The sequence below is a fragment of the Microbacterium trichothecenolyticum genome (assembly GCF_000956465.1).
GTDB lineage: Bacteria > Actinomycetota > Actinomycetes > Actinomycetales > Microbacteriaceae > Microbacterium > Microbacterium trichothecenolyticum.
This window is the reverse complement of record NZ_JYJA01000041.1, coordinates 276408-294095: the sequence shown is the minus strand read 5'-3', so window position 1 is coordinate 294095 and position 17688 is coordinate 276408. Positions and strand designations below refer to the sequence as shown.

The 17688-nt window shown below is 70.3% G+C and carries 18 protein-coding genes and 1 tRNA gene; 16 read left to right on the top strand and 3 right to left on the bottom strand.

What is annotated here, in order from left to right:
- Positions 1-192 precede the first annotated feature (192 nt).
- Genes ileS through ndk form a run of 4 tightly spaced genes read left to right on the top strand, consistent with a single transcriptional unit; the run spans position 193 to position 5766 of the window.
- Complete coding sequence (ileS, locus tag RS82_RS20075) at positions 193-3576, top strand: isoleucine--tRNA ligase (RefSeq protein ID WP_045302753.1); 3384 nt, start codon at positions 193-195, stop codon at positions 3574-3576.
- A complete protein-coding gene (locus tag RS82_RS20070) occupies positions 3573-4931 on the top strand; it encodes a bifunctional folylpolyglutamate synthase/dihydrofolate synthase (RefSeq protein ID WP_045302751.1) in 1359 nt (452 codons plus the stop codon). The genes ileS and RS82_RS20070 overlap by 4 nt, the downstream gene beginning before the upstream one ends.
- Entirely contained in the window at positions 4919-5329 is a 411-nt protein-coding gene (locus tag RS82_RS20065; RefSeq protein ID WP_045302749.1) for a DUF4233 domain-containing protein, read from the top strand. Before RS82_RS20070 ends, RS82_RS20065 begins: the two co-directional genes overlap by 13 nt.
- A gap of 20 nt (positions 5330-5349) precedes the next feature.
- Complete coding sequence (gene ndk, locus RS82_RS20060) at positions 5350-5766, top strand: nucleoside-diphosphate kinase (protein ID WP_045302747.1); 417 nt, start codon at positions 5350-5352, stop codon at positions 5764-5766.
- Positions 5767-5802: 36 nt separating this feature from the next.
- Here ndk and RS82_RS20055 read toward each other — a convergent pair whose 3' ends face one another.
- The gene (locus tag RS82_RS20055) at positions 5803-6426 is read right to left on the bottom strand and encodes a vitamin K epoxide reductase family protein (protein ID WP_045302745.1); all 624 of its coding nucleotides are present in this window, start codon (positions 6424-6426) and stop codon (positions 5803-5805) included.
- Between the two features lie 342 nt (positions 6427-6768).
- On the opposite strand from RS82_RS20055, the gene RS82_RS20050 reads away from it, so the two are divergent.
- Together RS82_RS20050 and RS82_RS20045 are read left to right on the top strand one after the other, a co-directional pair.
- Positions 6769-9231: an Rne/Rng family ribonuclease gene (locus RS82_RS20050; RefSeq protein WP_045302743.1), complete on the top strand. Its 2463-nt coding sequence runs from the start codon at positions 6769-6771 to the stop codon at positions 9229-9231.
- A complete protein-coding gene (locus RS82_RS20045; protein ID WP_342666947.1) occupies positions 9228-9638 on the top strand; it encodes a glycosyltransferase in 411 nt (136 codons plus the stop codon). Before RS82_RS20050 ends, RS82_RS20045 begins: the two co-directional genes overlap by 4 nt.
- A gap of 1 nt (position 9639) precedes the next feature.
- Here the strand turns inward: RS82_RS20045 and RS82_RS20040 are convergent, their stop codons facing one another.
- Positions 9640-9906: a DUF4031 domain-containing protein gene (locus RS82_RS20040; RefSeq protein WP_045302741.1), complete on the bottom strand. Its 267-nt coding sequence runs from the start codon at positions 9904-9906 to the stop codon at positions 9640-9642.
- 164 nt (positions 9907-10070) lie between these two features.
- On the opposite strand from RS82_RS20040, the gene rplU reads away from it, so the two are divergent.
- The 10 genes from rplU (at position 10071) to RS82_RS19990 (ending at position 16982) form a co-directional block, all read left to right on the top strand.
- Positions 10071-10379, top strand: a complete 309-nt coding sequence (rplU, locus tag RS82_RS20035) for a 50S ribosomal protein L21 (RefSeq protein ID WP_026059456.1) — start codon at positions 10071-10073, stop codon at positions 10377-10379.
- An 18-nt stretch (positions 10380-10397) separates the two neighbouring features.
- Entirely contained in the window at positions 10398-10655 is a 258-nt protein-coding gene (gene rpmA / locus RS82_RS20030; RefSeq protein ID WP_045302739.1) for a 50S ribosomal protein L27, read from the top strand.
- A gap of 103 nt (positions 10656-10758) precedes the next feature.
- Positions 10759-12267: a GTPase ObgE gene (gene obgE, locus RS82_RS20025; protein ID WP_045302738.1), complete on the top strand. Its 1509-nt coding sequence runs from the start codon at positions 10759-10761 to the stop codon at positions 12265-12267.
- Positions 12264-13106 (top strand): glutamate 5-kinase, encoded by an 843-nt coding sequence (proB, locus tag RS82_RS20020; RefSeq protein WP_045302737.1) that lies wholly within the window; start codon positions 12264-12266, stop codon positions 13104-13106. The genes obgE and proB overlap by 4 nt, the downstream gene beginning before the upstream one ends.
- The gene (locus tag RS82_RS20015; RefSeq protein WP_045302735.1) at positions 13103-14362 is read left to right on the top strand and encodes a glutamate-5-semialdehyde dehydrogenase; all 1260 of its coding nucleotides are present in this window, start codon (positions 13103-13105) and stop codon (positions 14360-14362) included. The genes proB and RS82_RS20015 overlap by 4 nt, the downstream gene beginning before the upstream one ends.
- A 54-nt stretch (positions 14363-14416) precedes the next feature.
- The gene (locus RS82_RS20010; protein ID WP_045302734.1) at positions 14417-14641 is read left to right on the top strand and encodes a hypothetical protein; all 225 of its coding nucleotides are present in this window, start codon (positions 14417-14419) and stop codon (positions 14639-14641) included.
- Positions 14642-14650: 9 nt separating this feature from the next.
- Positions 14651-15247, top strand: coding sequence for a nicotinate-nucleotide adenylyltransferase (gene nadD / locus RS82_RS20005; RefSeq protein ID WP_045302733.1), 597 nt, complete (start codon positions 14651-14653; stop codon positions 15245-15247).
- Positions 15244-16458 (top strand): hypothetical protein, encoded by a 1215-nt coding sequence (locus RS82_RS20000; protein WP_045302732.1) that lies wholly within the window; start codon positions 15244-15246, stop codon positions 16456-16458. Before nadD ends, RS82_RS20000 begins: the two co-directional genes overlap by 4 nt.
- Positions 16458-16838 (top strand): ribosome silencing factor, encoded by a 381-nt coding sequence (gene rsfS, locus RS82_RS19995; protein WP_045302730.1) that lies wholly within the window; start codon positions 16458-16460, stop codon positions 16836-16838. The genes RS82_RS20000 and rsfS overlap by 1 nt, the downstream gene beginning before the upstream one ends.
- Before the next feature lie 71 nt (positions 16839-16909).
- Positions 16910-16982: transfer RNA gene (locus tag RS82_RS19990), tRNA-Ala, on the top strand.
- 61 nt (positions 16983-17043) lie between these two features.
- On the opposite strand, the gene RS82_RS19985 is transcribed toward RS82_RS19990, so the two are convergent.
- Positions 17044-17685: a M15 family metallopeptidase gene (locus RS82_RS19985; RefSeq protein WP_045302729.1), complete on the bottom strand. Its 642-nt coding sequence runs from the start codon at positions 17683-17685 to the stop codon at positions 17044-17046.
- Positions 17686-17688 lie beyond the last annotated feature (3 nt).

Sequence of the window (17688 nt, the reverse complement as noted above, 5' to 3'; positions counted from 1 at the left end):
ACGCACGTGGCGCCCCCATTAGAACCGAGCGGGTCAGGCCCGTCACAGCCGCAGTGAGAGAGGGCGTCTCGGTCCCTGAGCCTGTCGAAGGGCCCGAGCGCCAATGCAGGGTGGTACCGCGGTACGTCTGGTCAGGGATCCAGACAGTGTCGTCCCCGCAGGAAGCACACGAGCGAGCACCTGCGAGAGAAGATGACCTACCCCCGCCCCTCCGCCTTCGGGCCCGCGGCCGACGCCGCGCCGGCCACTGTCGTTCCGAGCCCCCGCTTCCCCGAGATCGAGCAGGAGACGCTCGCGTTCTGGGAGGCCGACCGCACCTTCCGCGCGTCCATCGACCAGCGCGACGCCGCCGAGGAGTGGGTCTTCTACGACGGCCCGCCCTTCGCCAACGGGCTGCCGCATTACGGCCACCTCCTGACCGGGTACGCGAAGGACGTCTTCCCGCGCTTCCAGACGATGAGAGGCAAGAAGGTCGATCGCGTCTTCGGCTGGGACACCCATGGCCTCCCGGCCGAGCTCGAGGCGATGAAGCAGCTCGGGATCACCGAGAAGAGCGAGATCGAGGCGATGGGAATCGCCACGTTCAACGCGAAGTCGCGGGAGTCGGTCCTGGCGTACACGCGGGAGTGGGAGGACTACGTCACCCGCCAGGCGCGCTGGGTCGACTTCGAGCGCGGATACAAGACGCTCGACCTCACGTACATGGAATCCGTGCTGTGGGCGTTCAAGACGATCTACGACAAGGGCCTCGCCTACGAGGGGCACCGCGTGCTGCCGTACTGCTGGCGCGACGAGACGCCGCTGTCGGCCCACGAGCTGCGCATGGACGACGACGTCTACAAGATGCGCCAGGACCCGTCGGTGACGATCACGTTCCCGCTCACGGGCGTGAAGGCCGAGGCGCTCGGGCTGACCGGCGTGCGCGCTCTCGCGTGGACGACGACCCCGTGGACCCTGCCCACGAACCTCGCCCTCGCCGTGGGCCCCGACATCCGCTACGCCGTCGTTCCCGGCGGTCCCCTCGGCGCGGCGGACGTGCCGGCGGGCGACGACCCCGAGGGCGCGACCGCACACCGATACCTCCTCGCGGAGGATCTGCTCGCGGGCTACGCGAAGGACCTCGGGTACGACTCCGCCGAGGCCGCACGCGACGCCGTCGAGCAGACGGTGCGGGGCGCCGATCTCGAGAACGTCACGTACGACCGCCTTTTCGACTACTACGCGGATGCCTCGATCTGGGGCACGAAGCACGCCTGGCGCATCCTCGTCGACGACTACGTCACCACCGGCGACGGCACCGGCATCGTCCACCAGGCCCCGGCCTTCGGTGAGGATGACCAGCGGATCACCGAGGCCGCCGGCATCCCGCTCATCATGAGCCTCGACGACGGCGGACGATTCCTCCCGCAGGTGACGGATGTCGCCGGCGAGCTGTGGATGGACGCCAACCGTCCGCTCATCCGCCTGCTCCGGCAGGAGGGGCGCCTGCTGCGCGAGGCGAGCTACGAGCACTCGTACCCGCACTGCTGGCGCTGCCGGAACCCCCTGATCTACCGCGCAGTGTCGAGCTGGTTCGTGCGCGTCACCGACATCAAGGACCGCATGCTCGCGGGCAACGAGCAGATCACCTGGGTGCCGGAGAACGTCAAGCACGGCCAGTTCGGCAAGTGGCTCGACGGTGCGCGGGACTGGTCGATCAGCCGCAACCGCTACTGGGGCTCGCCGATCCCGGTGTGGAAGAGCGATGACCCTGAGCACCCGCGCGTCGACGTCTACGGGTCGCTGGAGGAACTCGAACGGGACTTCGGGCGCCTCCCGACGAATGCCGACGGCGAGGTCGACCTGCACCGCCCGTACATCGACGACCTGACGCGCCCGAACCCGGACGACCCGACCGGCAAGAGCACCATGCGCCGCATCGAGGATGTGTTCGACGTCTGGTTCGACTCGGGTTCGATGCCCTACGCGCAGGTGCACTACCCGTTCGAGAACCAGCAGTGGTTCGACGAGCACTCGCCGGCCGACTTCATCGTCGAATACATCGGGCAGACGCGCGGCTGGTTCTACGTGATGCACGTGCTCTCGACGGCCCTGTTCGACCGCCCGGCGTTCACCGGGGTGTCGTGTCACGGCATCGTGCTGGGCAGCGACGGGCTCAAGATGTCGAAGTCGCTGCGCAACTACCCCGACGTCAGCGAGGTGTTCGACCGCGACGGCTCCGACGCGATGCGCTGGTTCCTGATGTCGAGCTCCGTGCTGCGCGGCGGCAACCTCATCGTGACCGAGGAGGGCATCCGGGCAGGCGTGCGCGAGTTCCTGCTGCCGCTGTGGAACGCGTGGTACTTCTTCGCGACCTACGCCAACGCCGCGGGCGGCGCCGGCGGCGAGGGCTACCAGGCGTCGTGGCGCACCGATTCGACGAATGTGCTCGACCGCTACATCCTGGCGCTGACGGGCGACCTGGTGCGCGATGTCGCCGCCGACCTCGAGGTGCTCGATTCGACGCTGGCTGCGGCGAAGGTCCGTGACTTCGCGGAGGCGCTCACCAACTGGTACATCCGCCGCTCGCGGGACCGGTTCTGGGTCGGCGTCTCCGACGATCCGTCGAGCCGCGAAGCGTTCGACACGCTCTACACGGTCCTCGAGACGCTCACACGCGTCGCGGCACCGCTCATCCCGCTCGTCTCCGAGAAGATCTGGCAGGGCCTCACCGGCGGGCGCAGCGTCCATCTGCAGGACTGGCCCGACGCCGGCGCCTTCCCCGCGGCGGACGACATCCGCACCGCCATGGACGCCGTCCGCGAGGCATCCAGCGTGGCCAACGCGCTGCGCAAGAAGGAGGGCCGTCGGGTGCGCCTGCCGCTTCCCACCCTGACGGTGGCGGTTCCGGATGCCGCGTCCCTCGCGCAGTTCGACGGCATTCTGCGCGATGAGCTCAACGTGAAGTCGGTCGAGCTCATCGAGCTCGGTGACGACGTCTCGGAGCGCTACGGCATCAGCAAGCGACTCAGCGTGAACGCGCGCGCCGCGGGTCCACGCCTGGGCAAGCAGGTCCAGCACGTGATCTCGGGTGCGAAGGCGGGCGTGTGGGAGGAGCGCGACGGTGTCGTGGTCGTCGACGGCATCGCCCTCGAGCCGGGGGAGTACGACCTCACCCTCGAGGCGGGTGGCGTCGCCGACGGCACGGCCATCGCGCTTCTGGCGGGCGACGGCTTCGTGCTGCTCGACACGACGACGACGCCCGAGCTCGAGGCGGAGGGCCTGGCCCGCGACGTGATCCGCGCCGTCCAGGACACCCGCAAGGCGGCAGGCTTCGACGTGAGCGATCGCATCCGTCTCGGTCTCGTGTTCGACGACGACGCCGACGGCGAGGCCGTCGCGACGGCGTTCGACGTCGCAGATGTGGCAGGCGAGACGCTCGCGCTCGCGCACACCGTGCGGACGCGCACGGCAGAGCTCGCAGCATCCGGCGATTCCGCGGCACCCATCGAGTTCGAGGCCGTGGTCGACGCAGGAACCTACGCCAACCGCGGCGCGTTCACCGTCTCGGTCGGCCGGACGGAGGCCACGGCATGAGTGATCGCGACCGTAAGCGCGCCGACGCCGTCTACGAGGCGCTCCTGCAGCGCCAGGGGGAGCGGTGGGTGCAGCCGCGCGTGGAGCGCACTCGCCGGGTGCTCGAGCTGCTCGACGACCCGCAGAAGACGTACCGCGTCGTGCACGTCACCGGCACCAACGGAAAGACGTCGACCAGCCGCATGATCGAGACCCTCGTGCGCGCGCACGGCCTGCGCACGGGCCTGTTCACCAGTCCTCACCTCGAGCGGTTCACCGAGCGGATCATGGTCGACGGTGAGCCGATCGACGACGCGGCGGTCGCCGACGCGTGGGACGAGATCCTGCCGTTCGTCGACCTGGTCGATGCCGAGCTCGCCGCGAGCGGCGACGCGGCCCTCACGTTCTTCGAGCTGCTCACGGTCCTCGCCTTCGTCGCCTTCGCCGACGCGCCGATCGACGTCCTCGTGCTCGAGGTGGGCATGGGCGGGTCGTGGGACTCCACCAACACCGCCGACGGCGACGTCGCGGTGTTCGCGCCCATCGATCTCGACCACGCGGACCGGCTCGGCGACACCATCGCCGAGATCGCCGCCGTCAAGGCAGGAATCATCAAGGACGGCGCCGCGGTCGTGTCGGCACGACAGGATGCCGCCGCCGAGGCGGTGCTGCGCGAAGCCGCGGCCGCACACGGCGCCTCGATCGCCTTCGAGGGCTCCGAGTTCGCACTCGCGCGGCAGCGACTCGCCGTCGGCGGGCAGCAGATCAGCGTGCGCGGCCTCGCCGGCACCTACGAGGACGAGTACCTGCCGCTGTACGGCGCCCACCAGGGCTTCAACGCGGCGCTCGCGATCGCGGCCGTCGAGTCGCTCGTCGGCGGCGCGTCGCAGCCGATCGCCGGGGACGTGCTGGCGGAGGGCCTCGGCGGAGTGACCTCGCCCGGACGCCTCCAGCTCGTCGGCGCCGCCCCGACCGTGCTGGTCGACGCGGCACACAATCCGCACGGCGCCCGCGCCCTCGTCACGGCGCTGCGCGAGGCGTTCGACTTCGACGAATGGGGCGTGGTGCTCGGTGTGCTCTCCGACAAGGATGCTGCCGGAATCGTGTCCGAGATCGCACCCGTCGCCGCCCACGTGTTCGCCACCGCCCCCGACTCCGAGCGGGCGGAGGACGCGGATTCCATCGCCGACCTCGCGGAGGCGCACGATCTGCGCGTCTCCGTTCACCGTGACCTCGCCGATGCCGCAGCGGCGGCACGCGCGTGGGCTGCGGCATCCGACCGACGTGCTGTCGTGATCGCCGGATCAGTGGTGCTCGCGGGAGAGGCCCTCGCCCTCGCGGCGGAGGAGGACTGGAAGTCCGGGTGGAGCGAGTGACCGGCGAGAAGCAGCCGAAACCCCGTCGCCCGCGCGGTGCGGCCGAGTCGCTGGCCACGATCGTGCTCGGCTTCGAGTCGATCGTCGTCTTCCTCGGCGGCCTGGTCGTCTACGGTCTGAAGGCGCTTCCCGCGTCGATCGAACCGTGGTGGGGCATCGTCGCCGGCGCCGGACTGGCAGTGCTGATGATCCTCACGACGCGGGTCGTGCGCTACCGCTGGGGCATCGTGCTCGGCTGGGCGCTGCAGGCGGTCGTCCTGCTCGGCGCCTTCCTCGTGCCGGCGCTCGCGATCGTCGCGCTCATTTTCGGCGGCATGTACGGGTATGCGACGATCAAGGGGGCCGCTCTCGACCGGCGCAACGCGCGCCTTGCGGCGGATCCTCCTCCCCACGCCTGATCAGCAACGAAAGGTCCCGCATGCCCATCGAAGAGACCCTCGTCCTCGTCAAGCCCGACGGCGTCGCTCGCGGCCTCACCGGCGCGATCCTCGCCCGCATCGAGGCGAAGGGGTACGCCCTCGTCGACATCCGCCTCGTCGAGCCCGACCGCGAGACGCTGGAGCGCCACTATGCCGAGCACGAGGGCAAGCCGTTCTACGAGCCGCTGCTCGAGTTCATGATGTCGGGGCCGTCGGTCGCGATCCGCCTCGCCGGCAACCGCGTGATCGAGGGCTTCCGCTCGCTCGCGGGCACGACCGACCCCACGACGGCCGCGCCCGGCACGGTCCGCGGCGACTTCGGCCGCGATTGGGGCCTGAAGGTGCAGCAGAACCTGGTGCACGGCTCCGACAGCCCGGAGTCCGCCGCGCGCGAGCTCGAGATCTGGTTCGGCTGATCGCACGTCGGCTGACCCCCGGGCGCGACTCCGGGGTCAGCCGAACAGCGTCTGCCAGATGTTGACGACGGCGTTCATCTCGAGCTGCGCCAGCAGCAGGATGATCGCGTAGCTCACGATCGCCGCCAGCGGCACCCACACCATCAGCCGGTCGGCGACATCGCGGACCCGGTCGGATGCCGCAACGATGCCGGCGCGGAGCATGTGCAGCGTCACCGCGTAGAACGTGGGGATGGTGACCGACCAGGTCACCATGCACCACGGGCACAGCGTGTGCAGGTTGGGCGCGTAGATGCTCTGGCCGATGAGCCAGATCACGAAGCCGAACGCGAACGCGATGCCGGCCCAGAAGCACCACCAGAACCACCGAGCGAACCGGGCCCGCGCGAGGATCGCCATGCCGACGACGATCGGTGCGACCCAGCCGGTGAGCCCGAGGACCGGGTTCGGGAACCCGAACGCGCTGCCCTGCCACGACTCGAGGTTCGCGCTGCACTGCACGAGCACGCTCAGGTCGCAGGACGCGATCGCGTCGGGATTCGCGAGCTTCTCGAACTTCTCCACCGTCAGCGAGAACGCCGCCCACCACCCGATCACACCCGCGATCACGAGCCATATGGCGAGACCGGTCGGACGGGTGTGGGTCTGCTGCTCGGGCATGCCTCGGATTATGACATCGAGTTCTGCGCGGATGCCGCACCCTCGCGCCGTGGCAAATCGCCGATCCGCGGCGTGGGGAAGGCGCGGTTGCCGGGCGAATGGGCATTCTGGCGGGGGAAGTGCGATAATGGGGGCGATGACCCACGGCCGCGCCGTGACGATCATCACCAGAAGACTTCAGGGCGACGAATGCCCTTGGCAGCGCGAGCATCCGCCTAGCGCCGGACGACCGCTGCAGACCGAGTGAGTTCGCGGCACCGCCCCGTCCAGAGGGCATGGGCGGCGCTGCACGAGATTTCGCCGGGCGACGCGCGGTGTCGCCCCGCAAGGAGTACGCCAGTGATGGCTGATGGAACCGATGCAGAATTCACCCCTCAGACCGAACCGGACGCGCCGCTGACGACAGCGGCAGACGCGGACTCGCCGGTAGAGGAGCCTCAGGAGACCGTCGAGGTCTCCGAGCAGGCCGAGGAGAGCCCGGCCGAGGCGACCGGAGCGGTGCCCGAGTCGGCGGCGGAGGCCGAACCCGCGGCAGACGCGGAGACCGCGCCCGAGCCCGTGGCTGACGCCGCGACTCAGGACGAGCCCACGGCTGAGGCACCGGCCGAGATCGATGCTGAAGCCCCGCCGGAGCCCGAGGCACCGGCCCAGGCTGAAGCGCCTGCCGAGCCGGAGCCCGAGGCACCGGCCCAGGCTGAAGCGCCTGCCGAGCCGGAGCCCGAGGCACCGGCCCAGGCTGAAGCGCCAGCCGAGCCCAAGGCGGTGACCGCGGTGACCCTGGGGCTGCTCCCCGAGGTGTTCGTGTCGGCCGTGTCGACGCAGCTCATGTTCTACGCGCCGGAGATCACGCCGCTTCCGGCGCGTCCGGGCCGCCAGCAGCCCGAGCCGGAGCCCGAGACCGGGGCATCGTCGAGCACCTCGCGCCGCCGCAGCCGCCGTCGCGGCGAGGGCCGGGACGAGGCCTCCGCGCCTTCCGAGCCGTCGCAGCCGCGTCAGCGCGCTGTCGAGCTCATCACTGAGCCGCAGCGCATCAAGGGCTCGACGCGTCTCGAAGCCAAGAAGCAGCGCCGCCGCGACGGCCGCGAGGCGGGCCGCCGCCGTGCGGTCGTGACCGAGGCGGAGTTCCTCGCCCGCCGTGAGGCCGTCGACCGCGACATGATCGTGCGCTCGCGCAACGGGCGCATCCAGATCGCCGTGCTGGAGGACAACGTGCTCGTGGAGCACTACGTCGCCCGCAACCAGGACGCGTCGCTCATCGGCAACGTGTACCTGGGCCGCGTCCAGAACGTCCTGCCGAGCATGGAGGCCGCGTTCGTCGACATCGGACGCGGTCGCAACGCGGTGCTGTACTCCGGCGAGGTCGACTGGGACGCCGTCGAGACCGGCAACCAGCCGCGCCGGATCGAGCTCGCGCTCAAGACCGGCGACCGTGTGCTCGTCCAGGTCACGAAGGATCCGGTCGGGCACAAGGGCGCCCGCCTCACGAGTCAGATCTCGCTCCCCGGCCGGTACCTCGTGTACGTGCCGGGCGGCAACATGAACGGCATCTCGCGCAAGCTCCCCGACACCGAGCGGGCGCGCCTCAAGAAGATCCTCAAGGAGGTGCTGCCCGAGTCGTCCGGCGTCATCGTGCGCACCGCGGCCGAAGGCGCCACCGAGGACCAGCTGACGCGCGATGTGCAGCGCCTCACGAACCAGTGGGAGCACATCTCGAAGCAGATCGAGACGATCCAGGCGCCGGCGCTGCTGCACTCGGAGCCCGACCTCCTCGTCAAGATCGTCCGCGACGTCTTCAACGAGGACTTCTCGAAGATGCTCATCCAGGGCGACGATGCGCACCACACGATCTCGAAGTACCTCGAGTCCGTGGCGCCCGACCTTCTGGAGCGCGTGGAGCGCTACGAGGGGGAGCACGACCCGTTCGACGTCTTCCGCGTGACCGAGCAGATCGAGAAGGCCCTCGACCGCAAGGTGTGGCTGCCTTCCGGCGGCTCGCTGGTCATCGACCGCACCGAGGCGATGACCGTGGTCGACGTCAACACGGGCAAGTTCGTCGGCTCGGGCGGAAACCTCGAAGAGACGGTCACCAAGAACAACCTCGAAGCCGCCGAGGAGATCGTCCGCCAGCTGCGCCTGCGTGACATCGGCGGGATCATCGTCGTCGACTTCATCGACATGGTGCTCGAGTCCAACCGCGATCTCGTGCTGCGGCGTCTCGTCGAGTGCCTGAGCCGCGACCGGACGAAGCACCAGGTCGCCGAGGTCACCTCGCTCGGACTCGTGCAGATGACGCGCAAGAAGCTCGGCCTCGGCCTCCTCGAGACGTTCAGCGAGGCGTGCGAGGTCTGCGCGGGGCGCGGCCTGATCGTGCACCACGACCCGGTCGTGAAGCACCGCGTGCCCGCAGCGAGCGGTGCGCCGTCGTCCGGCCGTCGCCCGCGTGGCGGCGCACCGGCTCCCGCGACCAGCGGCGGCTCGAACGGCACCCACGTGATCACCGAGGGCGTGAAGTCGGCGCTCGCACAGATCGCGGCATCCACGATCCATCACAGCGAGGAGGCCCCGCCCGTCGAGGCGGCCCCCGTCGTCGAGCAGGCCCCGGCCGAGCGCCCGAAGAAGCCGCGCAAGAAGCGTCAGGATTCCGGCGCGAAGAAGGAGAACCGCACCGAGAAGGATCTCCTCCTCGACTCGGTGCTCAACGCCCTTCCGGAGCCCAAGGCTCCGGGCCAGGGTCGCGCGCGCCGCCGCGTGACGACCGCGGCCCTCACGGGCACCCCGGTGCCCCACACGCCGTCGGAGGACTGAGCATCTCGCGCCGTCCCGGCCCAGGCCGGGACGGCGCCCCCCCCAGGATCGAAGTGCACGAGTGGATGCCGCACGACGAGCTCTTCCCTGAGGCCTCGCTCGTGGTCGGTCATGGCGGACACGGCACCACTCTCGCCGCGTTGGCCCACGGCATCCCGGTGCGCACGCTCCCTCTCGAGCCGACCTCCGACCAGCCGCGCATCGGGCGCGCGGTGGCCCGCGCGGGTGTCGGAGCGACGATGTCGCGGCGGACGGAACCCGCCGCGATCCGTCGCGCGATCCGGCGGACGCTGGCCGATGATCGCACCGGCGGACGGGCCCAGCGGCTCGGCGTCGCGATCCGTGCCTTCGACGGCCCCCGGCGCGCGGCCGACGTGCTCGAACTGTACGCGGTCGCGCCGCGGTGAGTCAGCGGCGGTCGCGCCCCCGCACGCGAAGTCCGGACGCGATGAGGCGTCGCACCAGCTCGTGCCCGCTCACGTGCTGGGCGCCGGCCGCGACCAGACGCGCGTGCGCCTCTTCGGGCACGTCATAGTGATCGAGGTCGAATCCACGCGCGGGGATGCCGTTCGCCGCAGCGAACGCGTGGAGCTCCGCGAGGTCCGTGTCGGTCACCAGATGCGCCCACAGCCGGCCGTGCGCCGGCCACAGAGGATCGTCGATCAGGATCGCCACGTGCAGATCCTACGCACCGCACGCCGCGACACGGCGGCGGCGTGCTTTCGCGGACTGTTCCGCCATCTGATAAAGTAGACCCTTGGTGCGTCGAGATATCCGCACCAAGTCTTCGTTGACGTCCCCGAGTGCGTGCGCGCGCTCCCAGAAGAAACAGGTGTGAAGTGGTTTACGCAGTTGTGCGCGCCGGCGGCCGGCAGGAGAAGGTCGAGGTCGGCACGATCGTCGTTCTCGACCGTCAGGCCGCGAAGATCGGCGACAAGATCGAGCTCCCCGCGGTGCTCTTCGTCGACGGTGACACCGTCACGACCGACGCCGACAAGCTCGCGAAGGTCACCGTGACCGCCGAGGTGCTCGGTGAGGAGCGCGGCCCGAAGATCGTGATCCAGAAGTTCAAGAACAAGACCGGCTACAAGAAGCGCCAGGGGCACCGTCAGGACCTCACGCGCGTCAAGGTCACCGGCATCAAGTAAGCCACAGGAGACGCAGAGATGGCACACAAAAAGGGCGCAAGCTCCACCCGCAACGGTCGTGACTCCAACGCTCAGCGCCTCGGCGTGAAGCGTTTCGGCGGCCAGGCCGTCAACGCCGGCGAGATCCTCGTCCGCCAGCGTGGCACGCACTTCCACCCCGGCGCCAACGTCGGCCGCGGTGGCGACGACACGCTGTTCGCGCTTGCTGCGGGCTCGGTCGAGTTCGGCCAGAAGGGCGGCCGCAAGGTCGTCAACATCGTGGCGGTCGCTGAGTAATCCAGCGAGTCGCACGGTTTACCGGAAGGGGCGGGCTTCGGCTCGCCCTTTCCCTTTATCCCTTCCCGGACACCGGGGAGCACCAGACCTCAGGGGGGACCGCATGGTCACGTTCGTCGATCGGGTGACGCTGCACCTGCGCGCCGGCAAGGGCGGCAACGGCTGCGTGTCGGTCAAGCGCGAGAAGTTCAAGCCGCTCGCCGGCCCCGACGGCGGCAACGGCGGCCACGGCGGTGACGTCGTGCTCGTCGCCGACCCGCAGGTCACGACGCTGCTGTCGTACCACCACTCGCCGCACCGCTCCAGCGGCAACGGCGGCTTCGGCATGGGCGACCACCGATCGGGTGCCGCGGGCGAGCCGCTCGAGCTGGCCGTCCCTGTCGGCACCGTCGTGAAGGACCCCTCGGGCGAGGTGATCGTCGACATGATCGAGCCGGGCATGCGCTTCGTCGCCGCCCCCGGCGGTCTCGGCGGTCTGGGCAACGCCGCCCTCGCCAACCCCAAGCGAAAGGCGCCGGGCTTCGCGCTGCTCGGCACGCCCGGCTGGGAGGGCGATGTCCTCCTCGAGCTCAAGACCGTCGCCGACGTCGCGCTCGTCGGCTTCCCGTCCGCGGGCAAGTCGAGCCTCATCGCCGCGATCTCAGCCGCACGGCCCAAGATCGCCGAGTACCCGTTCACCACGCTTCACCCCAACCTCGGGGTCGTTCAGGCGGGGGAGCAGCGCTTCACCGTCGCCGACGTGCCCGGTCTCATCGAGGGCGCGAGCGAGGGCAAGGGACTCGGTCTCGAGTTCCTCCGCCATGTCGAGCGCTGCACGGCGCTCGTCCACGTCCTCGACTGCGCGACGCTCGAGCCTGGCCGCGACCCGCTCAGCGACCTCGATGTCATTCTCGCCGAGCTCGCCGCCTACCCCGTTCCCGACGGGCAGCTGCCGCTGCTCGAGCGCCCGCAGCTGGTGGCGCTCAACAAGGTCGACGTCCCCGAGGCGAAGGACCTCGCGGACCTGGTCCGCCCCGACCTGGAGGCGCGCGGCTTCCGCGTGTTCGAGATCTCGACCGTGAGCCACGAAGGACTGCGTCAGCTCACCTTCGCGCTGGGCGACATCGTCGCGAAGCACCGCGCCGAGCAGGCGGCGGCTCCCGCGCCCGAGCGCATCGTCATCCGGCCGAAGGGTTCGCAGAAGGACTTCTCGGTCCGCGTCGAAGGCGGCACCTACGGCAACATCTACCGCATCCTCGGCGACAAGCCGCTCAAGTGGGTGCAGCAGACCGACTTCCAGAACGAGGAGGCGGTCGGCTACCTCGGCGACCGCCTCGAGAAGCTCGGTGTCGAGGACGAGCTGTTCCGCGCAGGCGCAACCCCGGGTGCGACCGTGGTGATCGGCGAGGGCGACGGCATCGTGTTCGACTGGGAGCCCTCGATCTCGTCGAACGCCGAGCTCATGACGGCACCGCGCGGCACCGACCCGCGACTGCTGCGCGACAACCGCCGCACGACGTCGGAGCGCCGCGAGCGGTACCACGACATGATGGACGCGAAGGCGGAGGCGCGCGCGGAGCTCGAGGCCGAGCGGATCGCCCAGCGCTACCGCGACCAGGAGGACGAGGAGTGAGCGCGCGGGAGCGCAGCGACCTCCCGCTCGCCCGCCGCGTCGTCGTCAAAGTCGGGTCCTCCTCCATCAGCGGCGACAACGCCCACAAGATCAAGCCGATCGTCGACGCCCTGGCGGCCGCCCACGGCCGCGGCACGGAGGTCGTGCTCGTCTCGTCCGGCGCCATCGCGACAGGGATGCCCTACCTGCTCCTCGATGAGCGTCCGAGCGACCTCGCCACCCAGCAGGCGGCGGCCGCGGTGGGCCAGAACGTGCTCATCTACCGCTACCAGGAGTCGCTGCGGCCGTTCCGCATCGTCGCCGGGCAGGTGCTCCTCACCGCGGGCGACCTCGAGAACGCGACGCACCGCTCCAACGCGCGCCGCGCCATGGAGCGGCTCCTGGGCCTGCGCATCCTCCCGATCGTCAACGAGAACGACACCGTCGCGACACACGAGATCCGCTTCGGCGACAACGACCGACTGGCCGCGCTGGTCGCGCAGCTGATCGGCGCTGACGCGCTGGTGCTCCTGAGCGACATCGAGTGCCTGTACACGCGTCCGCCGGACGAGCCAGGCGCTCGGCCGATCCCGCACGTCTCGTACGGCGACGACCTGCACGGCTTCGAGTTCGGCTCCGTCGTCGTCAACAGCGTCGGCACCGGGGGAGCGGCGACCAAGGTGTCCGCCGCGCGTCTGGCTGCGGCATCCGGGATCGGCGTCCTCGTCACGAGCGCGGACCTCGTCGGCGAAGCGCTGTCGGGCGACGAGATCGGCACGTGGTTCCAGCCGAATCCCGAGCCCACCGCGCCCGCCGCGACCGGTCCGGTGCGGACGGCGCTCGATAGACTGGGCGGATGACCACCACCGCCACGACGGCACGCGAACGGATGCTGCTCGCCAAGGATGCCGCGCGCAGCATCGGCCTCCTCGGTGACGAAGCGAAGCGCGATGCGCTCCTCGCGATCGCCGACGCGATCGAGGCTTCGGCGCCGGATATCGTGGCGGCCAACCAGGACGACCTCCGCCGAGGGACGGAGAGCGGACTGTCGACGGCTCTGCAGGACCGTCTGCGTCTCGACGAGCCGCGCGTCGCCTCTCTCGCTGCGGCGGTGCGCGAGATCGCCGCGCTGCCCGACCCGGTCGGTCGGATCCTCGACGAGCGCGCCCTGGCGAACGGCGTCTCGCTCACCAAGGTCGCGGTGCCGTTCGGGGTGGTGGGCTCGATCTACGAGGCCCGGCCCAACGTCACGGTCGACATCGCGGCCCTCGCCCTGCGCTCCGGCAACGCGGTCGTGCTCCGAGGCGGCACCGCGGCGGAGCACACGAACGCCGCGCTCGTGCGCGCGATGCGCGGCGCACTGGCAGACCGCGGGATCGACCCCGAGGCCATCCAGACGGTGGACGAGTTCGGCCGTGAGGGAGCCCGTGAGCTGATGCACGCCCGCGGCATCGTCGATGTGCTCGTGCCGCGCGGCAGTGCGCAGCTGATCGAGACGGTCGTGACCGAGTCCTCGGTCCCGGTCATCGAGACCGGCGCAGGAGTCGTGCACATCGTCCTCGACGAGACGGCGCCCCTCGACTGGGCGCGCGACATCGTGGTGAACGCCAAGACCCAGCGGCCGAGCGTGTGCAACTCTGTCGAGACCGTCCTCGTGCATCGGAGCGCCGCGGACCGCCTCGTCGGCCCCGTCGTCGAGGCCCTGCAGCAGAGCGGCGTCACCGTCCACGGCGACGAGACCGTCGAGCGTCTGGCTTCGGGCGTCACACCCGCGACCGACGAGGACTGGGCGACCGAATACCTCAGCCTCGATCTGGCGATGCGCGTCGTGGACGACCTCGACGACGCGCTCGCGCACATCCGCCGCTACTCGACCCACCACACGGAGTCGATCGTGACGCAGGATGCCGCCAACGAGGCGCGCTTCCTCGCCGAGGTCGACTCGGCGGTGGTGATGGCCAACACCTCGACCCGGTTCACCGACGGCGGCGAGTTCGGCTTCGGTGCCGAGGTCGGCATCTCGACTCAGAAGCTGCACGCGCGCGGACCGATGGGCCTCGCCGAACTCACGAGCTCGAAGTGGCTCGCGCGGGGTGCCGGGCAGGTCCGCGCATAACGGAATAGACTTGTCCAGTCCCGCGCCCCAGAGGCGAACCCGAACGGAGCCCGAATGACACTCGCCACGATCCTCGCCTTTGCCGCTGAAGAGTCGGAGCACCACGGCAACGTCGCCCTCGAGACCGTCGGGTACGGCATCACCGCGATCGTTGTCTTCGCCGCGCTGGCGATCGTGACGCTGTCGTACCGCAACGTGGCGAACCGCCACGCGCACAAGGCCGAGGCGTACGCCAAGGCCCACGCGAACGACGTGCAGCGAGCGGGGCACGGCCACTGAGGCTGCTGTATGTCCTTGGCGACAGCCCCGAGGATCGGGGTCATGGGCGGCACGTTCGACCCCATCCATCATGGGCACCTGGTCGCCGCCAGTGAGGTGGCGCAGTGGTTCGACCTCGACGAGGTCGTCTTCGTGCCGACGGGCGAGCCCTGGCAGAAGGCCGACGTCTCGCCGAGCGAGCATCGCTATCTCATGACCGTCATCGCCACGGCATCCAATCCCCGATTCACGGTCAGCCGCGTCGACATCGACCGTGACGGCCCCACCTACACCATAGACACGCTCCGCGATCTGAAGGCCCAGCGCCCGGACGCGGAGCTGTTCTTCATCACCGGGGCCGATGCCATAGCGCAAATTCTCAGTTGGAGGGACCATGATGAGTTGTGGGACCTCGCCCACTTCGTCGCGGTGTCCAGGCCTGGACACGTACTGAACACGGATGGCCTGCCCAGCGACGACGTCAGCCAGCTCGAGATCCCCGCCCTCGCGATCTCATCGACGGACTGCCGTGATCGAGTTCAGCGAGGGCACCCGGTGTGGTACCTCGTACCCGACGGGGTCGTCCAATACATTGCGAAGCACCATCTCTACCGGAGCAAGGAATGAGTACACCCGAGCACCCGGCGACGCCAGCCCTCACACGTAAGCAGATCCGCGAACTGCGCAACACGGGGTCCACCCCCGTGATCACGCCGACCCCGAGCGACGACGAGGCCATCGAGACCCCGGCCGCGCCCGTCGTGGCGCCCCCTGTCGACGCCGCGCTGTCGACCCCGCCTCCCACACCCGTCGCCGCCGCACCGTTCCCGCGCCCATCTGAGCCTGCCGCCGTGGCGCCCGCGCCCGTTCCCGACTCCGCCGTGGACCTCGGCGTGTCTCCGCTCACCCGCCGCCAGGCGCGTCAGCAGGAGCGCATCCGCACCGCGTCGGTGCCCGTGATCACGCCGGAGGTGGTCGCCGCCCACGCCGCCGCCACCGGCGGCACCGCCCCGACGTTCGCGTTCCCCGTCGCCCCGCCACCCGTGGCGCCGTTCGACGAGCCCACGCCGTCGCTCTTCGCCCCCGCCCCTGACGAGTCCCCGGTATCGACCGACAGCGGCGTGCATGCACTGTTCGGCATCCCGCGCGAGGCGGAGCCCGCTCCGGTGCCGGCCCCCGCGCCGAGCTGGCAGCAGGCCGCGCCCGTCGCCCCGGTCCCGGTTCCCGCCTTCGCGGAGCAGACCCCGGAGCCCGAGATCGAGGACCGCTCACTCGACAGCGTGTTCGGCGCCTCCGCCGACGACGAGGCCGAAGCGACGCCTGCACCGCCGAAGGCCGTCAGCCCGCTCCTCGGTGCCAGCCTTCTCGACGCCGGACCCGACGCCGGCCAGCCCGCCGCCGTCGAGTTCCCGCCGTCGTTCGACCAGCTGCTCACGCGCACGACCGGCGCCATCGCGATCCCCAACGCGCTGATCGTGTCGCAGGCGCCCGAGATCGCGCCGCTCGTGGCGCCCGTCACCGCGACCGGCGAGGTGATCGTCACCGGCACGTTCAACCTGCCGGAGGGCCTCGGGTCCACCGGCCACGCCAAGGGCACCGCCGACGGCAAGGAGATCGACGCCACGCTGGTCGACGGCGAGCTCCCGTCGCACTCCTCGCCGACGCCGATCGCCGCAAGCTCCGCGGTGAGCACGGTGAAGGCGCCCGGCGACGTCATCAAGCCCCCGGTGCCCGAGAAGGGCGGCAAGCTCATGATGTCGCTCGCGATCACCGCGGGCGTGCTGGCCCTCGCCCTCGTCGGCGTTCTGATCCTCGCCTTCGTGACGGGAGTGTTCTGATGGTGGCGAGCGCGCAGTCGCACGACATGCTCCAGATCGCGGCGGCCGCGGCGGACGCGAAGGGCGGCGAGGATCTCGTCGCTCTCGACGTGTCCGAGCCCCTACCGCTCGTCGACATCTTCCTGCTCGTCACCGGGCGCAGCGAGCGCAACGTGGCGGCGATCGCCGACGAGATCGAGGACAAGCTGCTCGAAGCCGGCCACAAGCGGCTGCGTCGTGAGGGCCGTGAGGAGTCGAGGTGGATCCTCATCGACTTCGGCGACCTGGTGGTGCACGTGTTCCACGAGCAGGAGCGCGTCTACTACGGCCTCGAGCGGCTGTGGAAGGACTGCCCCGTGGTACCCATCACCCTTCCCGCTCGGGCGACCGCCGAAGAGTGATGCTGGTACGGAGCACCCTTCGGAGTGTTGTAAGCTAGACGAGTTGCCCCGCGAGAGCGGGGACAGCGTCCGGGCCTGTGGCGCAGCTGGTAGCGCACCTGCATGGCATGCAGGGGGTCAGGGGTTCGAGTCCCCTCAGGTCCACCGAGAAGGCCGCCCGATCAGGGCGGCCTTTCGCTTTGACCGGGCGTCGCGGCACGCGGCGTCACCCGTGTATGCGCGGGTCCTGGGTCGGATCGGCGTAGGGCGTCGGGCAACCGCGATCGATCGCTTCGGGGCGCAGCTCGAAATGCCAGGATTCGTTCCCGTACGTCTGGCAGAGCCCGTAGCCGGCGCCATGCGCTGTCAGCCAGTCCACGGCGTCGTACGAACCGACATCGACCGCGTCGCCCGCCACATGGGCCGAGGTTGCGGACGACGCCACCCAGCGCGCAGCCTCCTCCGCCGAACCGTACTGAGACACGGCCTCCTGCAGCAGCCGATCCTGGTACTCCGCCGAACGCCAGCCGCTGTTGACACGGACTGCGACGTCGTCGTCGGCTGCATCGCGCGACGCGCGCTGCAGCGCCGCTCGCAGATCGTGCGACAGACCCGCGACGCCCGGGTACCCCACGTCGAACGCCGTCGCGCCGGAGGGGAGGAGCCCGTCGTCCAGGGTGACCGCGCCGTCGGGGGCAGGCGGGTCTGCCTGCGATGCGCCATCGACGGCGCCGCCGGTCGGCACAGTGGCCGACGCCGATCGATACACCGCGACACCGACGATCGCGAGGGCGGCGATGAGCAGGGACACGAGCACACGGCCGAGCACACGGGGGGTTCTCGCCGGGGCCGTCGTTGTGGGGATCATGCT